5 protein-coding genes and 1 tRNA gene are annotated in these 4,607 nt (G+C 44.3%); all 6 read right to left on the bottom strand.

Going from position 1 to position 4,607, the window contains the following annotated elements; translation table 11 throughout:
• Positions 1 to 287 precede the first annotated feature (287 nt).
• A complete protein-coding gene (locus VN447_RS13765) occupies positions 288 to 926 on the bottom strand; it encodes a corrinoid protein (RefSeq protein ID WP_325525916.1) in 639 nt (212 codons plus the stop codon).
• 128 nt (positions 927 to 1,054) lie between these two features.
• Positions 1,055 to 2,014, bottom strand: coding sequence for a choline kinase family protein (locus VN447_RS13760; RefSeq protein WP_325525915.1), 960 nt, complete (start codon positions 2,012 to 2,014; stop codon positions 1,055 to 1,057).
• A gap of 81 nt (positions 2,015 to 2,095) precedes the next feature.
• Positions 2,096 to 2,932, bottom strand: coding sequence for a pyrrolysine--tRNA(Pyl) ligase large subunit (gene pylSc, locus VN447_RS13755; protein WP_325525914.1), 837 nt, complete (start codon positions 2,930 to 2,932; stop codon positions 2,096 to 2,098).
• A 40-nt stretch (positions 2,933 to 2,972) separates the two neighbouring features.
• Positions 2,973 to 3,044: transfer RNA gene (locus VN447_RS13750), tRNA-OTHER, on the bottom strand.
• Between the two features lie 36 nt (positions 3,045 to 3,080).
• On the bottom strand, positions 3,081 to 3,977 hold the full coding sequence (gene eutC / locus VN447_RS13745; RefSeq protein ID WP_325525913.1) for an ethanolamine ammonia-lyase subunit EutC: 897 nt from the start codon (positions 3,975 to 3,977) through the stop codon (positions 3,081 to 3,083).
• A gap of 23 nt (positions 3,978 to 4,000) precedes the next feature.
• Positions 4,001 to 4,607: ethanolamine ammonia-lyase subunit EutB (gene eutB / locus VN447_RS13740; protein WP_325525912.1), on the bottom strand; the 607-nt coding region annotated here is incomplete at its 5' end.

The following is a 4,607-nucleotide window of genomic DNA, read 5'->3' as shown; positions in this document are numbered from 1 at the left end:
TCGAAAACTTCAAGAATCCAAGCCCACTACCCGAGAGTATTCAGCGGCAACTCCAAGAAATTGTTAAAGAAGCTGAAGCCGAAACCACTGAGATTAAGGCTAAAGAAAAAGAGGCTTCCAGGAAAAAAGCGAAGTTCTAATCCATCGTTCAATTCAGTGAGGGAACCCAAAGAGGATTTGGGTTCCCTCACTTTTTTGGGAGCTTGCTTCATTGTAAAATCTCATACATAAAGTGAAGAGGCTATCCCAATAAGAGATAACCTCAAAAAATCCGGATTTTTTTATTGTTATTTCGCAGCAACCATTTCTTTGCAAAGATCTGTTGCCGTAGCGGCATCAGGAGCATACCCGTCAGCACCGATCGAAGTAGCGAATTCTTGCGATACCGGCGCTCCCCCAATGATGACTTTAACTTTGTCTCTAAGTCCTTCTTCTTCCAAAAGCTCGATTGTGTCTTTCATTGCCGGCATCGTCGTTGTCAACAAAGCTGACATCCCCACAATATCCGGATTATGCTCTCTAACTGCTTCAACAAATTTTTCTGGAGCAGCATCGATGCCTATGTCAATGACTTCAAGACCACCACTTTGCATCATCATCGATACAAGATTCTTCCCGATGTCATGAAGATCCGCTTTTACCGTACCTATGACTACTTTTCCCCGACTTTGAATATCTTTTTCAGCAATCAGAGGTTTAACCAATTCGAGACCAGAACTCATGGAACGAGCAGACATCAAAACTTCAGGAACATACATATCTCCTGCTTTAAAACGGGCTCCAACGACATTCATTCCGGCAATTAAACCTTGATTGACGATCTCAACAGGATCGGTTCCACTGGAAATAAGCGATTTAACTTGTTCTTTTACCTGATCTACGTTACCGGCAATTACGCTTTGGGCAAGATTGTTTAAAGATGACATTCTTCTTTTCCTCCCTGGATTTTATTATTAGTTTTTTAATTAATTTGCCCCTTGCTTACGGTCATTGAATTAGTATGAATTAAAGCTGTAAGCGCGAGGAAAGTTTAATCTACAAATGTATCCCTGAATCAACTAGCCAATGCTTGCAGTGCTCGATCAAGTGTTCCTTCATGGATAAGCTTATAGGCTCGGTTATATCGATTCAGGCCATAGGGCCAGTAGTCCTCGTAAGCTTTACCTGTTGCAATTTGGAGTACAGCCCAATAAGACCAGAGTGCATCGCAAAGGAACTTATTGATGATAAGTGAGCCCCACTGCTTTTCAGTTAGATCACCACCAAAATACTCTCGCAGCAGATAACGTTCCTGTTCGTCAGTTAAATCCGCTTCGATGGATAATGCTCCTAAATCAAACATGGGATCATTCATGCCACCATATTCCCAGTCTATAAGGTAAAAATTCTTCTTGTCATCAAGCCAATTCTCACATAAGGGGTCGTTATGGCAGGGGGCTGATTGGGCTGGGTATTTTTCAAGGAGTGCCTCGATCTCATCCAATTTCTGGCTCATCAATTCGGAGCCTTCATAAAAGCCATAATTTTTCTGTGTTAAAAGATTACGGTAGGTTCGCGTCTCTCGAAGCGGGTTGAATTCTGAGATAAACTTCTTCCCACAGGTATGGTAATTCCTAAACACTTTCGCGGCAAGTTGAATATAATGATTCTCCTGGAAATGTTCAGGGTGTAAGGTAAGACAATCATCAATATATTTACAAACTTGATTTCCTGTCGTCTCATCATAGTAAATAATCGGAGCACTTACAGAGATATCGGCCATAATCTGGGCATTATGTTTTTCTGCTGGACGGTTTAGATACTCCATCGTTCCGGCACCTGCTAATCGCAGTGCATATGTAACTTCATCAATAGTTACTTTGTAGTTGTTATTTGTCAGGCCGCCCGGGAGCACTTCAATTCGGCTAATTCGTGATTTTTTCTCTTGAAAGCAGGGAATTGAACTAACCATTTTAAAAATCCTGCCAATATGCTCCAAGGAAATAGATGCCTCAATCTCAACTTTCTCGTACATTCTCTCATCCCTCCAACGTTTTTAAAAGCTAAGTCTTACTTTATGTTTTAAATATTAAGTAACATTTTGAAGCGATTATGATTAGATGTTTAACCGAACACCATCCAGATAAGTTAGACTTCTAGCCATACTTTGGACATTCTGTGTCCCTTCGCGAATCATAAGGAGCCGCTCTAACCCAAAACCAATGCCAACCCAAGGATCGAATATTCCCCATTTCTCATCCAGAAAATGAGGCCCCATAGCGCCGGACCCAAGCTCTACCTCACCTTTCATAACATCCACTGTATCTCCGTAGACCACAGAAGATTCGGTAAGAAGCCCATAACCTTCAATTCCCGCTGCCGCCATCACCCACTCTGCCATTTCCTCCAGCCGCTGATGTCGCTCTTCGAGCGGGGTGCCCAGCTCTGTTAGGTTAAGCATAGTAAATTCATTGAGGTGTTGTGCGCCCTGTGATTCTTTTCGATAGCAGGTTCCGATTTCAAATATACGAATGGGTTTATCCCAGAGACGTATCAGGTCTCGCCACAGTGTATAAAGATTTGGGGCCAGCATTGGCCGCAGACATCGCTTGGCATCTAACCAAAAAACTTGTGAAAATAGTGGGTGATCATCTGAAATTGTCATTTTTGCTAATGAGGATTTCGAAATAATCGTCGGCGTTACAACTTGAACAAATCCTTGCTGGCATAATGTGTTTGCCAATCGCGCTTCCAGCTCTACCAACGCTGGGCGACGCTTTATCTCACGTAATTTGTCCAAATGCAATTTTCCATCTTTAACTAATCGATGTTCGACTTCTTGAAACGCACGGTCGCGTGTTGATGTTTCAGTAAAATTCATTTCCAGTATCTCAGTGGCTGCATTGAGTTCTTTTAACCGTTGCAATTGGACCATCGTCCAGGAGATACCCATAAATGTACCCCTCCTTGTCAAGAGTACAAAGATATACAATTGGCGGGGAGTACGGGAGTCTCACCCGCCTGCACGAATTTAGAGTCCGTGTGATCCATTCGATCTACCCCCCATGTATATTACGCCCTCACCTATTTATTGGGTTTTGTTAAGAAATGCGCGTTAATTTTACCCCACTCACTTGCGCGTGAAGGATTTGTTTTAAGAGGTCCACAAGATGGGCTCCTGCTTCTGCCGGAGGAATACCCCCACGGTAAATGTTCGATACTACAGTGCGATCGGCTTCTACCGTTTTCTCATTAGGACGGTAAATGATGTAAGCACTCAAGCTTTCCGCGGTTCCCAAACCGGGTCGTTCTCCAATCAAGGAAATCACCACTTCCGCATTTAACAGCTTAGCGATTTCGTCCTGAACCCCAACCCGGCCATGCTTCACAAAGAAGGTGTTACCTACTTTAATTCCTGATGCTTTTAAACCTTGACTCAGAGCCGGCAGAATGTCTGCAACATTGGCTTCAATCGCAGTAGAGCTCAGTCCATCGACCACCAGAATTTGCACTTGAACATCTTTTTCACAGTACTGGAGCACCGTTTGGGCTGCCTCTTCTGAAAGACGACGCCCTAAATCCGGCCGGGTAAGAAACTGCTCCTTAGTTTCAGCCGCTGTTTGCACAGAAAATAAGTTCATGCGCTTCAAGAAGTCTCCGGAAACATCCACAAATACCGCATCCTGGGCAACTGCATGGTCGGCTAGCAGCTTTAACCACGATGCCGTTTTAGGCCGGGCTCCCGCTCTACCGATCCCGATCCGTGCTGTTGTTACTTTTTTCATTGCTTTTATGGCATCCAGATTGAACGGTTTATCCACGAGGATCTCATCCGCTGAAACAAGACTCACCATTTTTTCTTCAGCTACAGGAGAAACGGTTGTATTCATAAGCGCTGCAGACATGACATGCTCTTTCACTGCCGCGCTGTTTAACCCTTTCTTCATTAACTCTGCCAATACATCCTGAACAATTTTTTCTATTTCGTTCGTTGCCACCGACAAACTCCCTCACCTCACTCTTATTTATTGAAGATGGATGGGTCTCCAGCACGTTCGGTAAGGCGGCCATTTTCCATGATTCCCATCTTCTCCAGCCATTTTTCAAATTCAGGAAGCGGTCGTAAACCCAGAATTTCTCGTGTTGCAGCATCGTCGTGGAAACTGGTATCCTGGTAACTCAGCATAATATCGTCCCCGCCTGCAACACCCATAAAATAATTGGCACCGGCCATGGCACATAAGAGTGTTCCTATCTCCTGATCATTCTGATCTGCTTTCATATGATTTGTATAGCAGGGAGCAATTCCCATCGGCAGACCATGCAGCTTACCCATAAATAGGTCTTCTAAGTCGGCACGAATGACTTCACGTCCGGAATAGATGGTCTCCGGGCCAATGAATCCGGAAACATTATTCAGCATAAATGGTCGATACTCGCGTCCGAACCCATATGTCCGGGCTTCCAGTGTCATCATGTCCACACCTTGGTGGGCATCGAGCGACACTTCTGAACCCTGACCTGTCTCAAAATACATGAGGTTCGGTCCGGTAGCCGTTCCTTTACGCTGTACAAGTGCAAAAGCTTCATCGATCATTTCTTTGGTAATTCCAAAGGCCTCATTCGCC

This window comes from Sporomusa sp., from assembly GCF_035561155.1.
In the GTDB taxonomy this organism is placed as follows: domain Bacteria; phylum Bacillota; class Negativicutes; order Sporomusales; family Sporomusaceae; genus Sporomusa.
This window is presented reverse-complemented; position numbering and strand designations above follow the sequence as displayed.